The sequence below is a fragment of the Streptomyces sp. NPDC050535 genome, assembly GCF_044457665.1.
GTDB lineage: Bacteria > Actinomycetota > Actinomycetes > Streptomycetales > Streptomycetaceae > Streptomyces.
The window spans coordinates 151,966-172,225 of the sequence record NZ_JBITHE010000006.1; the positions used below are offsets into that span (position 1 = coordinate 151,966).

Consider the following 20,260-nt stretch of genomic DNA (forward strand, 5'->3'; position numbering starts at 1 on the left):
ACTAAGCAGCCACCGTTTGTGACAGGCCCGCGCCACCGCCCCACCACCTACCCTCGACAACCGGCCACGCGCCGCTGACAACCCGCACCCCCCACCGACGACCCCACCCGGCCGATGGGCGCCCGGCAAGGGCGCGGGGAGTGCGTCACGCGTCCCTGTCGCGCGGCGTTCCCGCACCGCGCGCCCGGCCTCGGGTCGGTCGCGGTGGACGGCTCACCGGCCGTACCCGATTTCCGTGGCGCTCTCACGCCGAGACGAGCAGCCGCCGTCCGCGCCGGGCCTCCGCCAGCGCCTCCGGGGTGAGAACGGGCCGCGGCACTACGATTCCGCAGCGGCTGCAGACAGGACCCGACGACGGTTCGTGGGCCAGGTCGTACTTCCAGTCGAGGCGCTCACCCGCGCACACCGGGCACACCGCGCCCGGCTCGCGCTCCAACGCGGCGATCAGCCGGCGCAGCACCTCGGCCAGCGATTCATGGGGGTGGACCCGCGGGTCGTCGCACCACGCGACCCCGAAGCCGCCCCAGGTCAGCCGGTGCCAGTCGTCCACGCTGCCCGGCCTGCGCAGCCCGTCGTGCTTTTCCTTCTTGCGCCGCTCGGCGAACCCGACCTCATAGGCGAGCCAGACCGAGCGGGCCTCCTCCAGTTCGTCCAGTGCGGCCACGAGCCGCGCCGGGTCGGGGGAGCGGTCCTCGGGACCGAACCCGGCCCGCGAGCTCAAGTGGTCCCAGGTCGCTCGATGCCCGTAAGGGGCGAACCTCTCAAGGCACTTGCGCAGTGAGTAGCGCCGCAGTGCCAGATCACTCCGCGGATCTCGCACCTGTCTCGCCAGACTCCGGAAACCGGCCATCGCCCTGCACCTCCGTCACACCTGTACCTGTACTTCGGTCACTTCGGCGTCGTCGTACGGACTTCGCCGAATAGACGTATCGACAAGCGATTCGGCTCCATCCGATTTCCGATGACCTCCCATAAGCCATCCGCCGAACCCCTCATAAACTCCCTCCGCGCACTGTGAGCTGCCTGTTCTCCGCCTGTCGGATGTCCCGGCGGGCGAAGCGCCGAGGAACGGGACCTCACCTCGAGTACCCGATCCCAAAAAGTGACGCATGTTCATCTTCAAACTCGGGGATACCGGCGGTAACGTCCGGCCCCACCCCCCGTCGCGAGGAGCTGCCATGTCACGGCGCACCCCACGCACCATCCTGGACAGACTGAGAACTCCCCGCAGATTGCCCAAGTTCCTGAAGGCCACATCTGTATGCCTGCTCATTGCCGGCCTTTTGACTCCCCTTACCCAAGCGTCAGCCGCGGGTACGGCGGTCACCGCGGCGGCCGCCAACGACTACTGCGGCAGTCAGTGCTCCGACATCCTGCCGCCGGGTGAGAACGGCAACGCCACCCTCGCCCAGATCCTGCTCAACCAGGTCTTCGGCTCCCAGCCCGCGCACGCCGAGGACCAGCTCGGTCCCTACGCCAACCTGGCCTCGGGCTACTCCGCGCTCACCGACGCCAAGATCAACGACTTCTTCAACGACTCCTCCTTCGGTGTCGCCGCGGACCAGGTCGAGTCGACCACGAAGCCCGCCGGACGCACCGACGTCACGATCGTCCGTGACAAGAAGACCGGCGTCCCGCACATCACCGGCACCACCCGCTACGGCACCGAGTTCGGCGCCGGGTACGCCGCCGCACAGGACCGGCTGTGGCTCATGGACGTGTTCCGGCACGTAGGACGCGGCAAGCTGACCCCCTTCGCGGGCGGCGACCCCTCCAACCAGGCCCTTGAGCAGCAGTTCTGGCGCACCGCGCCCTACAGCGAGGCCGAACTCCAGGCCCAGATCGACAGCGTCACCACCAACAACGGCGCCCGCGGCCAGCAGGCGCTCGCCGACGTCAACGCCTACCTCGCCGGCGTCAACGCCTACATCGACGCGTCCGACAGCGGCCGCTACTTCCCCGGTGAGTACGTACTGACGGGCCACAAGGACTCCATCACCAACGCCGGGACCATCGAGCACTTCAAGCTCACCGACCTGGTCGCGCTGGCCTCCGTCATCGGCGCCCTGTTCGGCTCCGGAGGCGGCGGCGAGGTCAACAACGCCATCTCGCTGCTCGCCGCACAGTCCAAGTACGGCGTGACGGAGGGCACCAAGGTCTGGGAGTCCTTCCGCGAGCGCAACGACCCCGAGGCCGCCCTCACCCTGCACGACGGCCAGAGCTTCCCGTACGCGACGAAACCCGCCGTCGCGCAGGGCCAGGCACTGCCCGACGCGGGCACGGTGGCTCAGGAACCGCTCGTCTACGACCGTACGGGCAGCGCGGCCACCACGACCGCCACCAGCACCTCGGCCGCGGCGGCCGGCACCGCCCTCTCCTCGGCCAGGAAGGGCATGTCCAACGCCCTGGTGGTGAGCGGCGACCACACGGCGAGCGGCCATCCGGTAGCCGTCTTCGGCCCCCAGACCGGCTACTTCGCGCCGCAGCTCCTCATGCTCCAGGAGATCCAGGGCCCGGGGCTCAGCGCCCGCGGTGCCTCGTTCGCCGGGCTGAGCTTCTACGTCGAACTCGGCCGGGGCCAGGACTACTCCTGGAGCGCCACGACCTCCGGCCAGGACATCATCGACACGTACGCCGTCGAGCTCTGCCAGGACGACTACCACTACCTCTACCACGGCACCTGCACGGCCATGGACAAGATCGAGCAGACCAACGCCTGGGTGCCCACCGTCGCCGACGGCACCGCCGCGGGCTCGTACCGCATGCAGGTCTACCGGACCAAGTACGGTCCGGTGGAATACCGCGCGACGGTCGGCGGCAAGAAGGTCGCCTACACCAGCCTGCGCTCCTCGTACATGCACGAGGCCGACTCGATCATCGGCTTCCAGATGCTGAACGACCCGGACTACGTGAAGAGCCCGCAGACCTTCCAGGCCGCGACGCAGCACATCAACTACACCTTCAACTGGTTCTACGCGGACTCGACCCACACCGCGTACTACAACAGCGGCGACAACCCCGTCCGCGCCACCGGCATCGACGCCGAGTTCCCGGTGTGGGCCCAGGCCGCGTACGACTGGCAGGGATGGAATCCGGCCACGAACACCGCCACCTACACCGCGGCGTCCGCGCATCCCAACTCCATCGACCAGGACTACTACATCTCCTGGAACAACAAGGTGGCCAAGGACTACACGACGGCCCCCTGGGGCAACGGGTCCGTCCATCGCGGCAACCTCATCGACGACCGGGTGAAGAGACTCGTGACGGCGGGAGGCGTGACCAGATCCTCGCTGGTGAAGGCGATGGCCGACGCCTCGGTCGCCGACCTGCGAGGGGAGGACGTGCTCCCCGACCTGCTGAAGGTCGTCAACAGCCAGCCGGTCACCGACACGGCGGCCGCGGCGGCGGTGAGCAAGCTGTCCGCCTGGGTGACGGCGGGGTCGAAACGCACGGAGACCTCGCTCGGCTCGAAGACCTACGCCAACGCCGACGCCATCCGGATCCTGGACGCCTGGTGGCCGCTGCTGGTGAAGGCCGAGTTCGAACCGGGCCTCGGCACCGACCTCTACACCGCCATCACCAGCAACCTTCCGATCGACGAGGCGCCCTCGGCCGGACACGGCCCGACCGGCTCGCACGCCGGAAGCTCCTTCCAGTACGGATGGTGGAGCTATGTCGACAAGGACATCCGGGCGGTGCTCGGTGAGTCGGTGCAGGGCGGGCTCGCGCAGAAGTACTGCGGCGGCGGCACCCTCACCGGCTGCCGGAACATCCTGATCAGCACGCTCGAGGAGGCGGCCGGCAAGACCGCGGCCCAGGTCTACCCCGGGGACGACAGTTGCGCCGCGGGCAACCAGTGGTGCGCAGACTCGGTCATCCACCGCACCCTCGGCGGCATCAAGCACTACGGCATCAGCTGGCAGAACCGTCCGACCTTCCAGCAGGTGGTGGAGTTCACGTCACACCGGTGACGGTGTAACGCCGCCCGGCCCGACGTAGTGCCCACGGCGGTTGGCCAACGAGCTTTTCTTCCAAGGTCGTTGGCCAACCGGCCCTGGTCTGCGAGCCTCATCGGTACACGAGGTACTTCCCGCGCACGCGCCGGAACGCCGTCAACTCGTCCTGCCAGGCGGCCACGACCTCGTCGGTGGTCGCCCCCGCGTCGATCATCGTGCGGACACTCGTGGACCCGGTCAGCCTGTCGATCCAGTTGTCGGTGCGCCAGGCGAAGCCGCTCCAGGACTCCCTGGCGGTCACCAGAAGGGCGATTCCGGTGCGGACCGGGTCGTAGGCGGCCCGGTCGTGCACGTGGATCTGTACTCCGCCGATCGTCTTTCCCTGGAACTTGGAGAAGGTGGGAGCGAAGTACGCCTCCCTGAAGTGCACGCCGGGCAGCCCGAGTCGGCCGACGGCCTCGGCCCAGTGCCGGTCGATGCCCTCCGCGCCGAGCAGTTCGAACGGACGGGTCGTGCCCCGGCCCTCCGACAGGTTCGTTCCCTCGAAGAGGCAGGTCCCGGAGTACACCAACGCGGTGTCGGCCGTCGGCATGTTCGGGCTCGGCGGCACCCAGGGGAGTCCGGAGGCGTCGTAGAAGTCCGACCGCCGCCAGCCCGACATCAGTACGGTCTCCAGCGCCACCGGCGCCGTCAGGAACTCCCCGTTGAACAGCCGGGCCAGCTCCGCCACGGTCATCCCGTGCGCCTGCGCGATGGGCTCCCGTCCGACGAACGTCGCGAACTCCTTGTGCAGCACCGGGCCTTGGGCCGCCCGGCCGGTCACCGGGTTCGGCCGGTCGAGCACCACGAAACGCTTTCCCGCCAGCCGGGCCGCCTCCATGCAGTCGTACAACGTCCAGATGTAGGTGTAGAAGCGCGCGCCCACGTCCTGGATGTCGAAGACGACGGTGTCCACGCCGGAGGCGGTGAAGATGTCGGCGAGCGGCTGACCGCTCTTCAGGTACGTGTCGTAGACGGGCAGTCCGGTCGCCGGGTCGTCGTAGCGGCCCTCGGAGCCGCCGGCCTGCGCGGTGCCGCGGAAGCCGTGCTCGGGGCCGAAGACGGCGATCAGGTTCACCCGGTCGTCGGCGTGCATGACGTCGACGATGTGGCGTACGTCCCTGGTCACGCCGGTGGGATTGGTGACGACGCCGACGCGCTGCCCGTCGAGGGGCGCGTAGCCGCCTGCGGCCAGGCGTTCGAAGCCGGTACGCAGCCCACGGCCGCCGGTTCCCTTCGCAGCGGCCGGAACCGGTGTGAGAGCCGCCGCGGCGGTACCGGCGGCGAGCAGTGCCCGTCTGGACAAGCGCATGGTGGGACCTCCGTGATCGCGGAAGGTTGGCACGGGCACGCTAGGCGCTCCGCTGTCGGTTCGGAAGCCGCGGACCGTCCATGGCTGGTCGCGCCCGCGCGGCGGAGCCGTGAATGTCACACCCCGCGCCCCTTCGGGTGCTCCCCGGCCCCCCTTCCCTCGCTACATACCGACTGGTTAGTCTGGCGGACGCAGCAGTAGCCGGCTGCGAGCAGAGCCGATTCTCGTCGCGTCGAAGGAGACCGATGGTGGAAGCCGTGCAGGATGCCGGAGTGATCGTCACCGGAGCGGGGGGCGGGATCGGGGCCGCGCTGGCCCGCCGCTTCGCCGCCGCGGGAGCCAGAGTCGTCGTCAACGACCTGGACGCCGCCAAGGCGAAGGCGGTGGCCGACGAGATCGGCGGCATCGCTGTCCCGGGCGACGCGTCCACGATCGTGGCGGACGCCAGGGACGCGCTCGGCGGCACGGTCGACGTGTACTGCGCCAACGCGGGCGTCGGCTCGGGCGGGACCGAGGCGGCCGGCGAGGAGGTCTGGGCGCTCGCCTGGGACGTCAACGTCATGGCGCACGTACGCGCGGCCCACGAGCTGCTCCCGGCCTGGCTGGAGCGCGGCAGCGGCCGTTTCGTCTCCACGGTCTCGGCCGCCGGGCTGCTCACCATGATCGGCGCCGCGCCGTACGCCGTCACCAAGCACGGTGCGTACGCCTTCGCCGAGTGGCTCTCGCTGACGTACCGCCACCGCGGTCTGAAGGTCCACGCGATCTGTCCGCAGGGCGTGCGCACGGACATGCTCGCCGCCACCGGCAGCGCGGGTGACCTGGTGCTCCAGCCCACCGCCATCGAGCCCGAGGCCGTCGCGGACGCGCTCTTCGCCGGGATCGGGGAGGACCGCTTCCTGATCCTGCCCCACCCCGAGGTCGCCGATTACTACCAGGTGCGGGCCGCCGAGCCCGACCGCTGGCTGGCGAACATGAACCACATCCAGCAGAAGTGGGAGGCCGGCCGATGACCGTGTCCCCCTACGCCGCCAAGCCCTGGCTGAACCTGCTCAACGACGTCCAGCGCGGCCCGGTAGAACCTCCCGACTCCCTGGTGCACGCCCTGCGCGCGGCCGTCGGCGCCGCGCCCGACCGTCCCGCCCTCGCCTACTTCGACGGCCGGCTGAGCTACCGCGAGGTCGACGAACTGAGCGACTCCGTCGCCGGGTACCTCGCCGCGCGCGGCCTGGAGCGCGGCGACCGGGTCGCGATCATGCTCCAGAACTCTCCGCACTTCGTGCTCGCCCTGCTCGGCGCCTGGAAGGCCGGCGCGATCGTCGTACCGGTCAACCCGATGTACAAGTCGGCCGAGGTCGCCCACGTCCTGCGGGACGGCGAGGTCGCGGCGCTGATCTGCTCCGACCGCGCCTGGGACACGTACCTGCGCGAGACGGCCGCCGACTCACCCGTGCGCATCAAGCTCACCGCCTGCGAGTTGGACTTCCAAACCCGCGGCGACGCGCGCGTGCTGTCCTTCGAACGGCTCCCGGCCGCCGCGGACGCCGACGACCTCGTGGCCGTCGCGCGGCAGGGCCACAGGGCGCCCGGGAGCCGGGACCCGGGCCCCTCCGACATCGCGCTGATCAGCTACACCTCGGGGACCAGCGGCGCGCCCAAGGGGGCCACCAACACGCACGGCAACATCATGTACAACGCCGAGCGGCAGCGGACCGGCCTCGCACTGCCCGAGGCGCCCGTCTACTTCACGATGGCGCCCCTGTTCCACATCACCGGGATGGTCTGCCAGCTCGCGGCCTGTCTGACGAGCACGGGAACGCTGGTCCTCGCGTACCGCTTCGAGGCGGGCGTCGTGCTCGACGCGTTCGTCGAGCACCGGCCCCTCTACACCGTCGGCCCCTCGACCGCCTTCATGGCCCTCGCCGCACATCCCGCCGTCACCCGCGAGCACTTCGCCTCCTTCCGGAACATCTCCTCCGGCGGCGCGCCACTGCCACCCGCCCTGGTGGAGAAGTTCCGGGCCGGCTTCGGGCCGTACATCCGCAACGGCTACGGGCTCACCGAGTGCACCGCCCCCTGCGCCTCCGTACCGCCCGCCCTGGAAGCGCCCGTCGACCCGGTCTCCGGGACCCTCGCGGTGGGCGTACCGGGCCCCGACACCGGCGTACGCATCGTCGACGACGCGGGCCAGGAGGTGCCGCTCGGCGACCAGGGCGAGATCGTCGTACGGGGACCGCAGGTCGTGCCCGGTTACTGGCGCCGCCCCGAAGCCACCGCCGAGACCTTCCCCGGCGGCGAGCTGCGCACCGGCGACATCGGTTTCATGGACTCCGAGGGCTGGCTCTACGTGGTCGACCGCAAGAAGGACATGATCAACGCGTCCGGCTTCAAGGTGTGGCCGCGCGAGGTCGAGGACGTCCTCTACACCCACCCCGCGGTGCGCGAGGCGGCCGTCGTCGGGATACCCGACGGGTACCGCGGCGAGACCGTGAAGGCCTACGTCAGCCTGCGCCCGGGGGCCGACGAGCTCCCCGAGGCGTTCGCCGCGTACTGCGAGGAGAGACTGGCCGCCTACAAATATCCGCGGCAGGTGGAGATCCTGCCCGACTTGCCGAAGACGGCGAGTGGGAAGATCCTCCGTCGGGAACTGCGTTCCCGGCCGCAACAGAGCAAGTAGCACAGCAGGACATCGAGGAAGGCAGGTGGCGGCAGTGCCCAGGACTACGGACGGTGACAGCGCGCCCGTCCCGCAGCGGCTCTTGGCCGCGGCCACCCGGCTCTTCGCCGAGCAGGGCTACGACCGGACCTCCGTGCAGGAGATCGTCGAGGCGGCGGGCGTCACCAAGGGGGCGCTCTACCACTACTTCGGCTCCAAGGACGACCTCCTGCACGAGGTCTACGCGCGCGTGCTGCGCCTCCAGCAGGAGCGCCTGGACGCCTTCGCGGACTCCGACGCGCCCGTCGAGGACCGGCTGCGCGCCGCGGCGGCCGACGTCGTCGTCACGACCATCGACAACCTCGACGACGCGGCGATCTTCTTCCGGTCGATGCACCAGCTCAGTCCGGAGAAGCTCAAGCAGGTGCGGTCCGAACGACGCCGCTACCACGAGCGCTTCCGCGCGCTGATCGAGGAGGGCCAGAAGAAGGGCGTCTTCTCCACGGCCACCCCCGCGGACCTGGTCGTCGACTACCACTTCGGTTCCGTGCATCACCTGTCGACGTGGTACCGGCCCGACGGCCCGCTCACGCCGCAGGAGGTCGCCGACCAGCTGGCGGACCTGCTGCTGCGCGCGCTGCGGCCCTGAGGGCCGGGTTTCCCGGCTCACGGACCGGCGGTCGGCCCGAGGCCCGCCTCGCGGGCCCAGGCCGCCGCCTCCGTGCGGTCCGCCACGCCCAGCTTCGCGAGCACCGCGGACATGTGGTTGCTGACGGTCTTCGGCGACAGACCGAGCCGGGCCGCCACCGACGCGTTGGGGGTCCCCGCGGCGATCAGGGTGAGTACGTCCCGTTCGCGCGGGGTGAGCGCCGGGCACGGGTCCGCCTGCGGCAGCGGACGGCTGAGCTGCCCGAGCACCCGGCGCGCCACGCCGGGACCGAAGATCGCCTCCCCGGCGGCCACGGATCTGATCGCCCGGACGATCTCGTCCTGTCCGGCGCCCTTGAGCACATACCCGCGGGCCCCGGCACGCATCGCCGCGAACACCGAGTCGTCCTCCTCGACCATGGTGAGCATCAGCACCGCCACCGCCGGCGCCAGCCGGCCGATCTCCCGAGTCGCCTCGACGCCGTTCATGTCCGGCATCCGGATGTCCATCACGACCACGTGCGGGCGCAGGGTCACCGCCGCCCGCACCGCCTCCCGCCCGTCGGAGGCGACCCCTACGACGGACACGCCCGGCGTCCCGTCCCGCACCGACTCCAACAGCGCGGCCAGCCCCGTACGCACGACGGGGTGATCATCGGCGAGTACGACCCGCAACCCGCCGCCTCCCGCGCCGTCCCCGGAGCGCACCTCGCGTCCGGGTTCCTCCTGCTGCGCGTCCATCCCCGCCTCCCCAAGCGTTCGCCGACCCCCCGTGCCGCCGTGCCGTTCGTCTCGCGTCACGGTGGCTCCCCGAGCGGCAGGGTCGCCACCACGCGCCCCCGCCCCGCCACGCAACTGCCGCCGAGCTCCGCGGCGCGCTCCTGCATGGAGGTGATGCCCACGCCGGGGCGCCACGCGGTCTCCTCGTCGACGGGGGAGCCGTCGTCGCGGACCTCCAGGCGCAGCCCGTCGCCGATCTCGATGCGCAGGTCGACGTGGGAGGCCCGGGCGTGCCGGGCTTTCAGTGAACCGGCGTCTGACGGGCCTCGCCGTGGGCTCGGCACTCGCGCTCGGCGGCACGATGGCGGTGCCTGCCGCGACGGCCGCTCCCGCGGGGGCGCCGACGGCGTGCGGCCACAAGCTCGGCAACAGCTTCATCCACGAGCGTTGGAGCGACCTGGGCGGCGTGAACGGCATGCTCGGCTGCCCGCGCACCGAGGTGCTGACCGTCAAGGCGAGGAACGGGACGAAGCTCGGCAAGCGGCAGTACTTCGAGAGCGGGAACGTGAGCTGGTCGCCCCGCCAGGGCCAGGAGATGGTGGTCGCCGCCTGGGAGCGCAACGGCTACGCGTACTTCAACTGGGGCCCCACGAACCCTTACCACTACGACGCCTTCCTGGTCCGCTACACCAGCGCCGCCGACGCGGGCGGCACCCAGGTCACCAAGCGCGGCGGCACCTCCGGCGGCATGTGGATCCGCAAGCACACCAGCGGGACCTACAGCTTCAGGGTCGAGGGCTGCGACAACGGCACGTTCGGACTGAAGTGCAGGCAGGGCTGGACGCTCACGGCGACCACCCGGAACTGACCGCGCCCGGGGGACGGGGCCGTTGAGGGGCACACAGCCCCTCAACGGCCCCGCCGCGCCTCGCTGGTGCCACAGGTGTCACAGATGCTTCTTGATCTCCCGGCGGGCCAGCGACCGCTGATGCACCTCGTCGGGACCGTCGGCGAGCTTCAACGTCCTCGCGCTCGCCCACAGTTCGGCCAGGGGGAAGTCCTGGCTCACGCCGCCCGCGCCGTGCAGCTGGACCGCCTTGTCGAGGATGTCGACGACCGTGCGCGGAGTGGCGATCTTGATGGCCTGGATCTCGGTGTGGGCGCCCTTGTTGCCGACCGTGTCCATCATCCAGGCGGTCTTCAGGACCAGCAGGCGCAGCTGCTCGACGGCCACCCGGGAGTCGGCGATCCAGTTCTGGACCACGCCCTGCTGGGCCAGCGGCTTGCCGAAGGCGGTACGGGACACGGCCCGGCGGCACATCAGCTCGATCGCCCGCTCGGCCATCCCGATCAGCCGCATGCAGTGGTGGATCCGGCCGGGGCCGAGCCGCGCCTGGGCGATGGCGAAACCGCCGCCCTCCTCGCCGACCAGGTTGCCGACGGGGACGCGGACCTGGTGGAAGGCGACCTCGGCGTGGCCGCCGTGCGAGTGGTCCTCGTAGCCGTACACCTGCATGGCGCGCCGGATCTCGACACCGGGAGTGTCGCGCGGCACCAGCACCATGGACTGCTGACGGCGCGGGTCGGAGCCCTCCGGGTCGGTCTTGCCCATCACGATGAAGATCCTGCAGTCCGGGTTCATCGCACCGGAGATGTACCACTTGCGGCCGGTGATGACGTACTCGTCGCCCTCCCGCTCGATGCGCGTGGTGATGTTCGTGGCGTCGGAGGAGGCCACCTCGGGCTCGGTCATCGCGAACGCCGAACGGATCTCGCCCGCGAGGAGGGGCTCCAGCCACTGCTTGCGCTGCTGCTCGTCGCCGAACTGTGTGAGCACCTCCATGTTGCCCGTGTCGGGGGCCGCGCAGTTCAGCGCGGTGGGCGCCAGGTGCGGGCTGCGGCCGGTGATCTCGGCGAGCGGCGCGTACTGGAGGTTGGTGAGTCCCGCGCCGTACTCGGAGTCCGGCAGGAAGAGGTTCCACAGCCCCTGCCGGCGTGCCTCGGCCTTCAACTCCCCGACCACGGCCGGGGTGTCCCACGGCGAGGCGAGCCGAGCGCGCTGCTCCTCCGCGACCGTCTCCGCCGGATAGACGTACTCGTCCATGAAGGCGAGCAGCTTCCCGCGCAGTTCCTCGGTGCGCGCGTCGAATGCGAAGTCCATGGCGGATCAGCCTTCCTGAAGGGTGGTCAGGCCGTGCTCGATGAAGACGGGGGTGAGTTCGCCGATGCGGTCGAAGCCCGCGCCGACCGTCTGGCCCTGCGTGTAGCGGTAGTGGATGCCCTCCAGGATCACGGCGAGCTTGAACCACGCGAACGCCGTGTACCAGGAGACGGCGGACACGTCGCGCCCCGAGCGCGCGGCGTACCGCTCGATGATCTCGGCCGGATCCGGGTGTCCGGCCGCCGAGGCGGTCGTGCTGATGGGGGAGTCGGGAAGCTCGAGCGGCTGGCTGTACATGACCATCAGCCCCAGGTCCGTCAGGGGGTCGCCGAGCGTGGACATCTCCCAGTCCAGGATCGCGTTGATCCGGTCGTCGGGACCGATCAGCACGTTGTCGAGGCGGTAGTCGCCGTGCACGACGGCGGACGCGGGGGAGTCCGGGAGCGCGCGCCCCAGGGCCGCGTGCAACTCGTCGATTCCGGCCAGCTCGCGGTTCCGGGACGCGTCCAACTGCTTGCCCCAGCGGCGCAGTTGGCGGTCGAGAAAGCCCTCGGGCCGGCCGAAGTCGGCGAGGCCCACCTCGGCGGGATCCACCGCGTGCAACTCGACCAGCGTGTCCACAAGGCCGAATACCGCGTCGCGGGTGCGCTCGGGGCCGAGCGGGACGAGTTCCTGCGAGGTGCGGTACGGCGTGCCCTCCACGAACTCCATGACGTAGAACGGCGATCCGAGTACCGACTCGTCCTCGCACAGCAGCAACGGGCGCGGCACCGGCACCGGCGTCGGGTACAGCGCGCTGATCACCCGGTGCTCGCGCTTCATGTCGTGCGCGGTGGCCAGCACGTGCCCGAGCGGCGGCCGCCGTACGACCCACTTCGCGGCGCCGTCCGTGACCTCGTAGGTGAGGTTCGACCGTCCGCCCTCGATCAGCCGGCCGGTCAGCGGGCCGTTCGCCAGTCCGGGCCGCTCGCGGTCGAGCAGGGCACGCAACCGGTCGAGATCAAGACCTGGCGGATGGTCTGGGCACATCGTCGCTCCTACGCGCGGGGAAACAGGACATGACTATGATGCCGACCAGTCGGTATGTCGTCCAGCGGGTGTGCGAAACGTGATCGGCGTCTCCCCCGGAGCCCTGGGGGCCGTGAATCGGGGGAGACGCCGGTGACCGGACCGTCCTAGTGGTCGTCCCAATGACCCTCGTGCTCGGCGTGCCGGTGTCCGTCGTGCACGTAGTCGACGTGGTCGCCGTGCTCGACCGCGGGGTGCCCGCAGCCCTCGCCGTGCTGGTGCCCGTGCTCGTCGTGCGTGGTGTGACCGCTCGGCTCGCACTCGTCCCAGTGGCCGGAGTGCTCCCGGTGCAGGTGCCCGTCGTGTGCGTAGTCGAGGTGGTCGTCGTGCCGTACCGCGGTGTGACCGCAGGCGGGGCCGTGGGCGTGCTCGTGGGCGGAGTGCTCGGCGTGGAGGGTGGTCATGGCGCTCACCTTCGGAGGTGGTGGGGTGGGGAACGACGGCTCAGAGTAGCGGCAAAAAGCGCCTCAAATCATCCCATTCCGGCTTGCGCGCCGCCCGTGCGGCGCGGAGTGTCGATGGCATGAAGGCGATCAGCTACAGCCGGTACGGCGGGCCGGACGTCCTGGAGTACGGGGACGTACGCGACCCCAAGGTCGGACCCGACACCGTGCTCGTGAAGGTGCGCGCGGCATCCGTGAACCCCGTCGACTGGAAGTGCCGCGAGGGTTACCTCGACGGCATTCTCGACGCGGCCTTCCCGGTGATCCCCGGCTGGGACGTCTCCGGTGTGGTGGTCCAGCCCGGCGCGGCCGTCACGGAGTTCGAGGTCGGCGACGAGGTCATCGGATACGTCCGCGAGGACTTCCTCTCCCGCGGCACCTTCGCCGAGTACGTCGCGGCCCCCGTGCGCACCCTCGCCCGCAAACCGCTGAACCTCTCCTTCGAGGAGGCGGCGGGCCTGCCCCTGGTCGGGCTCACCGCGTACCAGGTGCTGGTCGAGGTCCTCGACGTGCGGGCGGGCGAGACGGTACTCGTCCACGCCGCGGCGGGCGGCGTCGGCTCGGTCGCGGTCCAGCTCGCCCGGCACCTCGGCGCCCGCGTGATCGGCACGGCTGGCGAGTCCAACCACGACTTCGTACGGTCCCTGGGCGGCGAGCCGGTCACCTACGGCGAGGGTCTCGCCGAGCGGGTACGGGCGCTCGCACCGGAGGGTGTCGACGCGGCCTTCGACACGATCGGCGGCGACACGACGAAGGTCTCCGCCGAACTGCTCGCTCCGGAGGGCCGGTTGGCTTCCATCGCCGACCCGGACGTGGTCGGTTTCGGCGGCCGCTACTACTTCGTCCGCCCGGCCGCGGACGACCTCCAGCACCTGTCCGACCTGGCCGGGCAGGGCGTCGTCTCGGTCCATGTCGCCGAGACCTTTCCGCTGGACCGGGCGGCCGAGGCGCATCGGCTGAGCGCGGAGGGCCGTACGCGAGGGAAGATCGTGGTGACGGTGGACTGGACGGACTGAGGGGATGCGGATCCCGATCCCGATCCGGGGAGGTCCCGGCCGCTCGGAACACCGGTCGTCCTCGCCTCCTCAGAACACCAGTGCCGCGGCGCACACCGCCAGCGCCACCGTGCACAGCGTCGCCGCCGTCGCGTGCCGGGGTGTGAGCGCCGGCGGGCCGCCCGAGCCGGCCGCCGCCGCGAGCACCCGGATGCGGCGGTGGGCGATGGCGAGGAAACCCAGCCAGAGCGCGCAGCACAGGGCGCAGACCAGCACCCCGGTCACCGACCCGCCGCCGTGCAGTGTCGTCTTCGCGGCCAGCACGGCGGCCACGGTGCTCGACAGGGTCGTACGCCGCCACGCGAGCCGCGTGCGCTCCGGTTGCAGGCCCGGGTCCCGCGCCCCGCGCCGTTCCGCATCCGGTGCCACGCCCTGCTCCGTGTACCGTGCCGCGCCCTGTTCCGCGTCCCGGGCGGGCATCGTCATCCTTCCCAGCCGGCGAACACGACGACGACCATGGCCACGGCGACGATCGCGACCACGATGCTCAGTACGGCCGGAAAGCGCGACACGGGCAGATCCTCGCCCTTGCGCATCGCCATTTCGCACCGCACCCAGTGGTTGACCGCGCGGAGCGAGCAGAGCACGCCTGCCGCGAGCAGGGCGAGCGCGAGGCCGACGCGCCAGCCCCACTGGAGATCCGGCAGGAACTGGTCCACCGCGAAGCCGCCGCCGATCAGCGCGAGCGCGGTGCGCAGCCACGCCAGAAAGGTCCGCTCGTTCGCCAGCGAGAAGCGGTAGTCGGGTGTGGTGCCCTCCGCGTCGACGTCCCGGGGCGCGAACCACAGCTGGACGTTCCGTACGAATCCGATCACGCCCTGGACCCTACCGGGAGCGTTGTCGGTGCGGCTCGCTACCGTTCGGCGCATGGATGTTCCCACGTCACTGGCCCGGTACGCCGCGCCCGGCCACGGCATCGCCCCGGCCGAGGAGCTGCTCGGGCTGGCCGGATTCTGGCCCGCCTACTTCCTCCCGGGCTGGGACGAGTTCATGGAGGAGCCCGAGCTCTTCGGTGCCGACGAGGCGGACGTCGACGCCGCGACCGAGGCGCTCTACAGCGCGCGGGAGGTCTGGCCGGCGTACCGCATACCGCTGGCCGGGGGACACCTGCTGTGGACGGTCCACCGAAACTTCCCCGACGACCCCGGCACCGACTACCTGATCACCCACCCGGACTGGGACCGGGACGCGCCGCTGGCCTCGCTGGAGGGACACTTCAGCGGCCCGGGGCTGTCCTGGCCCGAGCTGGTCGCGGTCGCCGACTCGGCACCGGCGCGGGCGGAGGGCGTCCGCGACCCCGCGCTGCGGCTGCTCCTGCTGCTGCCCGCGTTCGGGGACGCGGACGTGCCGGTGGCCGAGGCGGTGTCCCGCATAGCCGGCGCGCTCACCGCCGTGGGGGTCGCGGCTCGGGCGGCGCCCGCAGTGGCCCGGCGGCTGCTCGACCACCCGTTCTGGGACGGGCCGACGTGGGAGACGCGGGGAGAGAGCCCGCTGAGCGGTGGCACGGCCGGGCCGAGCCCCCTCGCGGTGTGCGACGGGCAATACAGCCCGCGCGTCCTGCCCCTGTACCTGGGCGGCGACCCCGCCCACGCTCATGCGCTGGCGGACGCCCTCGGGAGGAGTGCGTCGGGAGCGGATCAGGCCCGCGAGCGGTAGTCCTTGAGCCGCTCGTACGCCGCGAGGCCGTCCGGGACCCAGGTCCGGTCGGTGAGCCGGCGCTCCACCTCGTCCTCGGGGAGGAACTCGTGCCAGGCGACCTCCTCGACCTGCGGGTCGACCGGGAGATCGCAGCGGACCTCGTAGACGGCGGACCACCAGCTCCGGCCCGCCCCGTTGTCGTAGAGGAACTTGAAGAGGGGAACGGGACGCGGGAGCCCGGAGACGCCGAGTTCCTCCTCGGCCTCCCGCAGCGCCGCCGCGTCGTACGTCTCACCCGCGCCGACGACTCCGCCGACGAACATGTCGTACAGAGAGGGGAACACCAGTTTGGTCGCTGTCCGGCGGTGCACGAAGATCCGGCCCTCGGCGTCCCGGGCCTGGATGAACACGCACCGGTGGCGCAGCCCGAGCGCGTACGCCTCCCCACGCGGGGACTGCCCGGTGACCTGGTCGTTCTCGTCCACGATGTCGAGGATCTCGTCAGCGGCGCTCATGCCTCCATCCAAGCAGGGCCGGGCCACGCCGACGGGCCGACCCGGATCCGGGTGCCGCGAGCCGGGCTGCCGCGGGCCCGGGGTGCCGCGAGCCGGTCCGTCGCGAGTCCGGCCGTCACCGGTGGGGCCGATGTGACTCCGGCCGTGGTGACTCCGGCTGTGGCGATTTCGGCTGAGCCGAGGCCGCCCGTCGCCCTCAGTGCGGCTGGAGGTCCAGCGTCGGCTTCCTGGCGGACGTCCCGCGGGGCATCGCCGGATGCAGTCCGAGCAGCACGATCCCCGCGACGACGGCCGCGAGCCCCGCCGCCTGCCAGGCGAGCGCTCCCGTGTCCGTGCGCAGTTGGTCGCCGAGGAACCCGACCCCGCAGACGATCCCGGCCAGCGGCTGGGCCGCGGTGAGGGCCGGCAGCGACATCCGCAGGGGCGCGGTCTCGAAGGCGCTCTGCACCAGCACGAGGCCCGTCACCCCGAGGACGAGAACGCCGTACGGCTGCCAGCCGGTGAGCAGTTCGGTCCAGCCGCCCTCGCCGAACCGCTGCCCGCTGACCCGGGTGAGCGCGTCCTGCACGCCGTACAGCAGACCCGCGGCCAGCGAGAGCAGCACGGGCGCGGAGCTGAGCCGGGTCCGCTTCGCGTACGCGGTCAGCATGAGCGCGAGGCCGACCATGATCCCGATGATCAGCCAGTGTCGCAGGGGATCGCTCACCGCGTCACCGCCCTCCGGCTGTCCGGCGACGATGAAGGCGCTGACGCCGCCCGCGAGGAGCAGGAGTCCGGCCCAGCCCTGCCGGCCCAGCGGCTGCTTGGTCTGGTGGCGGGAGAGCGCGAGCGCGAAGAGCAGGTTCGTCGCCAGCAGGGGTTCCACCAGGGAGATCTCGCCCTTGCCCAGGGCGATCGCGCCGAGGACCATGCCGCACACCATGAGCCCGATGCCGCCCAGCCACCGGGGCACCCGGATCAGGTCCAGGAGCAGGCGGGGGGAGAGGAAGTCGCTGAGGGGGGCGTGCGAGGCGGCGTTCTGCTGGAGCACGAACCCGAAGCCCAGGCAACAGGCCGCGCTCACGGAAAGGACCAGAACGAGAACCGACACGCTGAGTACCTCGATACATCGGGAGTCAGAGCGGGCCACGGGTGCGTTTCGCGCCGACTGTGGTGCCATGGGCCGGGGCCTGCCCCGACAGTACCCGGATCCGGGCGGTTGACTCGGTCACTCCTCTTGCCGAAGGATCTGACCGATCAGTAACAACGAGTGGTCGGGCACCTCGGCGACCACCGCCTTCCGCACCATCAATGTCTCATCAACCAGCGACGAAGCCGGTCCGTTCGTGACGAAGCCCTCATGAGTCCGCGCATGACGTATCTCATGTCCCATGATGTACCTCATCGCGTGGCTTGTGACGTCCTCCGTGACGGTGCGGGTCCGGCCTGTCGGAATGCCGAGAGGACGGGCCCATGGCCTACGACGCAGATGTGATCGTGATCGGAGCGGGCCTCGCGGGGCTCGCCGCGACCGCCGAGCTCGTCGACGCCGGCCGCAAGGTGATCCTCCTCGACCAGGAGCCCGAGCAGTCGATCGGCGGCCAGGCGCACTGGTCGTTCGGCGGGCTCTTCTTCGTGAACTCGCCCGAGCAGCGCCGCCTGCGGATCAAGGATAATCACGCGCTGGCCCTCCAGGACTGGATGGGAACAGCCGGTTTCGACCGCGCGGAGGACCACTGGCCACGCAAGTGGGCCGAGGCGTACGTCGACTTCGCGGCCGGCGAGAAGCGCTCCTGGCTGCACCGGCAGGGCGTCCGCTTCTTTCCCGTGGTCGGCTGGGCCGAACGCGGCGGCTACGACGCCAACGGGCACGGCAACTCGGTGCCCCGCTTCCACATCACCTGGGGGACCGGGCCGGGCCTGGTCGCGCCCTTCGAGCGGCGCGTGCGGGCCGGCGTCGCCCGCGGCCTCGTGCAGCTGAGGTTCCGCCACCGTGTCACCGGTCTGACCCGCAGCGCGGGCGCCGTCGACACCGTCACCGGCGAGATCCTGGAGCCGTCCGGCATCGAGCGCGGCCAGGCGAGCAGCCGTACCGTCAGCGGCGCCTTCGAGCTGAGGGCCCAGGCGGTGATCGTCACGTCCGGCGGCATCGGCGGCAACCACGACCTCGTACGCGCCAACTGGCCGGAGCGGCTCGGCACCCCGCCGGAGCGGATGGTCGCGGGCGTACCCGCGCACGTCGACGGCAAGATGCTCGCCATCGCCGAGGAGAGCGGCGCCCGTCTCATCAACCGCGACCGCATGTGGCACTACACCGAGGGCATCCAGAACTGGAACCCGATCTGGGAGAACCACGGCATCCGCATCCTGCCGGGCCCGTCCTCCCTCTGGCTCGACGCCCGCGGCAAGCGGCTGCCGGTGCCGCTCTTCCCCGGCTTCGACACCCTCGGCACGCTCGAACACATCATGAGGACCGGGTACGACTACACCTGGTTCGTGCTCGACCAGAAGATCATCGGCAAGGAGTTCGCGCTCTCGGGGTCGGAACAGAACCCCGACCTCACCGGCAAGTCCGTCCGGGACGTCATCGGTCGGGCCCGCGCCGATGTGCCAGGTCCGGTCAAGGCGTTCATGGACAACGGCGCGGACTTCGTCGTCGAGAAGGACCTGGGCGCGCTCGTCCGCGGCATGAACGCGATCACCAAGGAACCCCTCATCGACGAGGCGGCGCTGCGCCACGAGATCGTCGCGCGCGACCGGGAGATCGCGAACCCCTTCACCAAGGACCTCCAGGTGATGTCGATCCGCGGCGCCCGCAAGTACCTCGGGGACAAGCTGATCCGTACCGCGAGCCCGCACCGCATCCTCGACCCCAAGGCCGGCCCGCTGATCGCCGTCCGCCTCAACATCCTCACCCGCAAGAGCCTCGGCGGCCTGGAGACCGACCTCTCCTCGCGCGTGCTGACCGAGGGCGGGGACCCGCTGGAGGGCGTGTACGCGGCGGGTGAGGCAGCCGGGTTCGGCGGCGGCGGGGTCCACGGCTACCGCTCCCTGGAGGGCACCTTCCTCGGCGGCTGCCTGTTCTCCGGGCGTACGGCGGGCCGGGCGGCGGCCAAGGCGGTGAAGTGACCGGCGGAGCCCGTGCGCGGTGAACAGCGTGCTTACCCACAGCGCGTGACAGGTGGTTCTTCCGAATAGGTGGTTCTTCCAACAGCGCGTAATAAGTGGTTACGGAAATCTGACGAGCACCCGTTGCCCCTGGCCCTTTGGGGGTCGCGGGTGCTCGAATCAATGGGTGAACTCTGAACATCCCGATGCGCGGGGATCCGAACACCCGCGAGCACGGGAACCGGAACACCCCGAGGAGCGAGGCGCGCCGGTCGGCCGCCGGGTGTTCCTCGGCACCGTCGGACTCGGCGCGTTCGGCGTACTCGCCGCGCCCACACTCCAGCGCGGCTTCGAGTCCTTCCTCGCCGGCGCGTCCGACAAGGACCCCACAGGACTGACGGGTCTCCTCCCCAACGGCGGCGGTTTCCGCTACTACTCGGTGGCCTCGTCCGTCCCGCACAAGGACGCCACCGACTACCGCCTCACCGTCGACGGCCTGGTCGACCACCCCACCTCGTACAGCCTCGCCGACCTGAAGGCCCTGCCGCAGACCCGGCTCGTGCAGGACGTCCAGTGCGTCACCGGCTGGCGGGTCCCGGGCACGCCCTTCGAGGGGGTCCGGCTGTCCGCCCTCCTGGACGCCGCGGGAGTGCGCTCCACGGCCGGGGCGATCCGCTTCACCTGCTTCGACGGCGTCTACACGGAGAGCCTCACCCTGGAACAGGCCCGGCGCCCCGACGTCCTGGTCGCCCACCGCATGCAGGACAAGGCCGTCGCCCACAGCCACGGCGGCCCGGTCCGCCTCTACGTCGCCCCCATGTACTTCTACAAGTCCGCCAAGTGGCTCTCCGGTATCACGGTCACCGAGAAAGTCCGGCCCGGATACTGGGAGGAACGGGGTTACGACGTGGACGCCTGGGTCGGCCGCTCGAACGGACGCGACGACGAGCCCACGAGTTGAT

At 70.9% G+C, this 20,260-nt stretch carries 20 protein-coding genes; 9 read left to right on the forward strand and 11 right to left on the reverse strand.

The features are described 5' to 3' along the window. Positions 1-244: 244 nt before the first annotated feature. Positions 245-850: a hypothetical protein gene (locus ACIBLC_RS16125; RefSeq protein WP_399211570.1), complete on the reverse strand. Its 606-nt coding sequence runs from the start codon at positions 848-850 to the stop codon at positions 245-247. A 328-nt stretch (positions 851-1,178) separates the two neighbouring features. Between ACIBLC_RS16125 and ACIBLC_RS16130 the strand changes: the two genes are divergently transcribed. Continuing rightward, positions 1,179-3,974, forward strand: a complete 2,796-nt coding sequence (locus ACIBLC_RS16130; protein ID WP_399211571.1) for a penicillin acylase family protein — start codon at positions 1,179-1,181, stop codon at positions 3,972-3,974. Positions 3,975-4,071: 97 nt separating this feature from the next. On the opposite strand, the gene ACIBLC_RS16135 is transcribed toward ACIBLC_RS16130, so the two are convergent. After that, on the reverse strand, positions 4,072-5,310 hold the full coding sequence (locus tag ACIBLC_RS16135) for an exo-beta-N-acetylmuramidase NamZ domain-containing protein (RefSeq protein ID WP_399211572.1): 1,239 nt from the start codon (positions 5,308-5,310) through the stop codon (positions 4,072-4,074). A gap of 245 nt (positions 5,311-5,555) precedes the next feature. Here ACIBLC_RS16135 and ACIBLC_RS16140 point away from each other — a divergent pair, with 245 nt between their 5' ends. Genes ACIBLC_RS16140 through ACIBLC_RS16150 form a run of 3 tightly spaced genes read left to right on the forward strand, consistent with a single transcriptional unit; the run spans position 5,556 to position 8,612 of the window. Further along, a complete protein-coding gene (locus tag ACIBLC_RS16140) occupies positions 5,556-6,320 on the forward strand; it encodes an SDR family oxidoreductase (RefSeq protein ID WP_399211573.1) in 765 nt (254 codons plus the stop codon). After that, entirely contained in the window at positions 6,317-7,984 is a 1,668-nt protein-coding gene (locus ACIBLC_RS16145; protein ID WP_399211574.1) for a class I adenylate-forming enzyme family protein, read from the forward strand. The genes ACIBLC_RS16140 and ACIBLC_RS16145 overlap by 4 nt, the downstream gene beginning before the upstream one ends. A gap of 34 nt (positions 7,985-8,018) precedes the next feature. Then, complete coding sequence (locus tag ACIBLC_RS16150) at positions 8,019-8,612, forward strand: TetR/AcrR family transcriptional regulator (protein ID WP_399211575.1); 594 nt, start codon at positions 8,019-8,021, stop codon at positions 8,610-8,612. A gap of 17 nt (positions 8,613-8,629) precedes the next feature. On the opposite strand, the gene ACIBLC_RS16155 is transcribed toward ACIBLC_RS16150, so the two are convergent. Beyond that, positions 8,630-9,352, reverse strand: coding sequence for a response regulator (locus ACIBLC_RS16155; RefSeq protein WP_399211576.1), 723 nt, complete (start codon positions 9,350-9,352; stop codon positions 8,630-8,632). Positions 9,353-9,408: 56 nt separating this feature from the next. Further along, positions 9,409-9,675 (reverse strand): sensor histidine kinase, encoded by a 267-nt coding sequence (locus ACIBLC_RS16160; protein ID WP_399211577.1) that lies wholly within the window; start codon positions 9,673-9,675, stop codon positions 9,409-9,411. Here ACIBLC_RS16160 and ACIBLC_RS16165 point away from each other — a divergent pair. Beyond that, the gene (locus ACIBLC_RS16165) at positions 9,663-10,199 is read left to right on the forward strand and encodes a hypothetical protein (protein WP_399211578.1); all 537 of its coding nucleotides are present in this window, start codon (positions 9,663-9,665) and stop codon (positions 10,197-10,199) included. The two genes, ACIBLC_RS16160 and ACIBLC_RS16165, sit on opposite strands and share 13 nt — an antisense overlap. A 78-nt stretch (positions 10,200-10,277) precedes the next feature. Here ACIBLC_RS16165 and ACIBLC_RS16170 read toward each other — a convergent pair whose 3' ends face one another. From ACIBLC_RS16170 to ACIBLC_RS16180, 3 genes are all read right to left on the reverse strand, one after another. Next, positions 10,278-11,492, reverse strand: coding sequence for an acyl-CoA dehydrogenase family protein (locus ACIBLC_RS16170; protein WP_399211579.1), 1,215 nt, complete (start codon positions 11,490-11,492; stop codon positions 10,278-10,280). 6 nt (positions 11,493-11,498) lie between these two features. After that, complete coding sequence (locus ACIBLC_RS16175) at positions 11,499-12,521, reverse strand: phosphotransferase family protein (protein ID WP_399211580.1); 1,023 nt, start codon at positions 12,519-12,521, stop codon at positions 11,499-11,501. Positions 12,522-12,667: 146 nt separating this feature from the next. After that, positions 12,668-12,964: a hypothetical protein gene (locus tag ACIBLC_RS16180; RefSeq protein WP_399211581.1), complete on the reverse strand. Its 297-nt coding sequence runs from the start codon at positions 12,962-12,964 to the stop codon at positions 12,668-12,670. A gap of 119 nt (positions 12,965-13,083) precedes the next feature. On the opposite strand from ACIBLC_RS16180, the gene ACIBLC_RS16185 reads away from it, so the two are divergent. After that, complete coding sequence (locus tag ACIBLC_RS16185; protein WP_399211582.1) at positions 13,084-14,019, forward strand: NADP-dependent oxidoreductase; 936 nt, start codon at positions 13,084-13,086, stop codon at positions 14,017-14,019. 69 nt (positions 14,020-14,088) lie between these two features. On the opposite strand, the gene ACIBLC_RS16190 is transcribed toward ACIBLC_RS16185, so the two are convergent. Further along, positions 14,089-14,478, reverse strand: a complete 390-nt coding sequence (locus ACIBLC_RS16190; protein ID WP_399211583.1) for a DUF202 domain-containing protein — start codon at positions 14,476-14,478, stop codon at positions 14,089-14,091. 2 nt (positions 14,479-14,480) lie between these two features. Further along, a complete protein-coding gene (locus ACIBLC_RS16195; RefSeq protein WP_399211809.1) occupies positions 14,481-14,873 on the reverse strand; it encodes a YidH family protein in 393 nt (130 codons plus the stop codon). A gap of 52 nt (positions 14,874-14,925) precedes the next feature. Between ACIBLC_RS16195 and ACIBLC_RS16200 the strand changes: the two genes are divergently transcribed. Beyond that, the gene (locus tag ACIBLC_RS16200; protein WP_399211584.1) at positions 14,926-15,714 is read left to right on the forward strand and encodes a hypothetical protein; all 789 of its coding nucleotides are present in this window, start codon (positions 14,926-14,928) and stop codon (positions 15,712-15,714) included. On the opposite strand, the gene ACIBLC_RS16205 is transcribed toward ACIBLC_RS16200, so the two are convergent. Continuing rightward, entirely contained in the window at positions 15,696-16,211 is a 516-nt protein-coding gene (locus tag ACIBLC_RS16205) for an NUDIX domain-containing protein (protein ID WP_399211585.1), read from the reverse strand. The genes ACIBLC_RS16200 and ACIBLC_RS16205 overlap by 19 nt on opposite strands. A 196-nt stretch (positions 16,212-16,407) precedes the next feature. Further along, positions 16,408-17,301 carry a DMT family transporter gene (locus ACIBLC_RS16210; protein ID WP_399211586.1) on the reverse strand — a complete coding sequence of 298 codons (894 nt, stop codon included), beginning with the start codon at positions 17,299-17,301 and terminating at the stop codon, positions 16,408-16,410. A gap of 362 nt (positions 17,302-17,663) precedes the next feature. Here ACIBLC_RS16210 and ACIBLC_RS16215 point away from each other — a divergent pair, with 362 nt between their 5' ends. Next, a complete protein-coding gene (locus ACIBLC_RS16215; RefSeq protein ID WP_399211587.1) occupies positions 17,664-19,319 on the forward strand; it encodes an FAD-binding dehydrogenase in 1,656 nt (551 codons plus the stop codon). A 166-nt stretch (positions 19,320-19,485) separates the two neighbouring features. Further along, positions 19,486-20,259, forward strand: coding sequence for a molybdopterin-dependent oxidoreductase (locus ACIBLC_RS16220; protein WP_399211588.1), 774 nt, complete (start codon positions 19,486-19,488; stop codon positions 20,257-20,259). Position 20,260 lies beyond the last annotated feature (1 nt).